The 2,513-nt window shown below is 46.0% G+C and carries 1 protein-coding gene; it reads right to left on the bottom strand.

Going from position 1 to position 2,513, the window contains the following annotated elements:
• On the bottom strand, nucleotides 1–2,513 hold a 2,513-nt coding region (locus tag FJR37_RS14270; protein WP_217355280.1), incomplete at both ends, for an SdiA-regulated domain-containing protein.

Below are 2,513 nucleotides of genomic sequence, written 5' to 3'. Positions count from 1 at the left end.
TTAGAACATCACCTGCATCAACATCTGTGAAGGTATTGGTAGGAATTTGGAAACTGAAAGCGTCACCTTGTTTGGCGGTTTGATCTGCAATTGTATTTGCTAATGTCGGTGCATCGTTGACATTTTCAACTGTAATTACAAAGATATCACTAACAGATACCCCGGCTTTATCTGTAGCGATCGCCTTAACATTTAAATTACCCACATTGTCATTGGTGGGAGTACCGCTAAAGGTGCGAGTTGTGGGATTAAAGGTTAACCAACTTGGTAAAGCATTGCCATTTTCTAAGGTTGCTGAATAGGTCAGAACATCACCAGCATCAATATCGCTGAAAGTGTTGGTGGGAATTTGGAAGTTAAAGAGGTTATCTTGTTTGGCGTTTTGATCTGCAATTGTATTTGCTAATGTCGGTGCATCGTTGACATTATCGGTAATACTGACTACAATGGGGTTAATGGTAATATTGTTATATTGAGCATCAGTGCTGGTGACACTATGAGTAATTTCACCACTATGAGAACCTTCCACAATGACATCATCAACCGCAGTCACTGTCACATTTTGCGCCACATTCCAATTAGCAGGCGTAAAGGTGAGTGTGACTGCGGAAGTCGTTAATTGACTGTTGGGATTAATGGCGATCGCTACATCCGCTGTTGGTTGACTGTTTAAAACGATTGTATAGCTATCCGTTGCCCCACCTTCTGTGACATTGGTTGTCCCACCAGTTTGAGTCAGAGTAATTCCACTGGTGGCAGGGGCGTTAATCCTGCCGGGAGAGCCGATTTCCGCGTTGGAGGAATTGACAGCTACGAACGCGCCGTTGACTCCAGCCGCGCTCAGTGTGGAGATCGTGGCGTTGTTTAATAAGGCGGCATTGTCGAAGGTGGCAAAGGGGACTGCTGGTGATACACCAAAAACGACGTTAGCTTGGAGAACACCAGTAGCATTATAGATATTTACGGCATCACCAGATGTACTCAATCCCACGCCTGAACCAGTGTAGTTACCGATCTGTAAGCTGGCTGGGGGATTTGCGCCGAACCAGTTGGGGCGGAAAATGGTGTTGATGGTAGCACCGTCGATGAAGATCACAGATTCACCTGCGCCGATGCTTGTGATACCGCTTAGGGCGACAGCAGAGGCGAAACTGTTGGAGTTATCGTCGAATTTCCAGCCTGTGATGTTTACGGCACTTGTACCTTTGTTGGTTAGTTCAAACCAATCTGCGGCCACGGGTGAGTTACTATTGCTCCAAGGCGCTACTTCGGTGATGAAAATGCTGCTATTGGTGGGTGTCTCATTTACCACGTCAGTGACAGCTAGGGTAAATGCTGTGGTTGCATCTGGGGTGTTGCCAACGGTTGTGTCGTCTACATTGACGTTGACGCTATAGCTGGTCTTGGTTTCAAAATCTAGGGTAGTTCCAGTTTTGATAAATAAACCATTATTCGTAATCTCAAAGGAACTGGCATCTGTTCCAGTTAAACTGAGGGTATTTGTTCCCAATCCATCGTCGGTGATGGTGATGTCTGCAACTTTAATGGCGGGACTGGTGCTGGTGTTTTCGGCAATTGCATTGATTTTATTGTTCAATACCACAGCGGTGGGTGCTTGGTTGATGGCTGTGGAGGGGGCATAGACCCAAAGCTGGGGATGATCAATGTCACCACCGCCATTTTCGCTGACGACATAGAGATAACCATCTTTGTCCATTGTCAGACCTTCGTGCTGTTGGTCGGCTATGGATAAGGGATTTCCAGGGTCAGAGACGATGGTGAGTGAACTGGAGATATTGCCAGCGCGATCGCTCTTGACAATCTTGCCTGATTCTTGGCTTAATATCAGGATGTTGCTAGAATCGGCTTTCCCGTTCAAAGCTGACAGATTTGACAATGCGAAAACATCGGCGAAGTCGGCAATACCAGCTTTTGCTGGGTCGAAAAGGTCAGTTGAGTTAACTGTGGTAGGCGAACCATTACTGGCAGTCCCCGCCGCAAAATCAATGGTTGTTTGAAAAATACCTTCTGGTGTAATCTCCTTAACCGCAATGAATCCGTTAGTTTGCGGGTCCCAAGAAATGCCTTCAATCCCAATATTGCCGACTGTTGTCCCCAGCTTGACAGTTTTTACATTGCTTTTGGTTAGCGTTGTCCCTGCTGTATATGTGAATAAGCTTGCCTGTCTGTCCCGTTCTTCGATTAAAACGAACTGACCGCCGCCAACATAAGTGAGTCCTTCTGTATCATAAAAGTCTGTACCTTGGGGACTACTACCAAGAGCTAAGGTCATTGAGTTGATCAATTGCCCGGTTTTTGATACTTGCACTATGGATGTGCTACCATCGCCAACAACAAACAATGTATCGGTATCCCAATTGTAAGTTACTGCGGAAACCTCCTGAGCCAGTAAGCTGTTGATGGGCGGTGTTGTCCGCTTAGGTTCGGGTAGGTCGTAACGTCCAACTCTGACATAGGTGGATAAATCAACATTGTTAAGAGCCATTAAATTT

This window comes from Aphanizomenon sp. UHCC 0183, assembly GCF_009712065.1.
Taxonomy (GTDB): Bacteria; Cyanobacteriota; Cyanobacteriia; order Cyanobacteriales; family Nostocaceae; genus Dolichospermum; species Dolichospermum heterosporum.
Note: the sequence above shows the minus strand (reverse complement) of the source record. Positions and strands in the feature narration are given on the sequence as shown.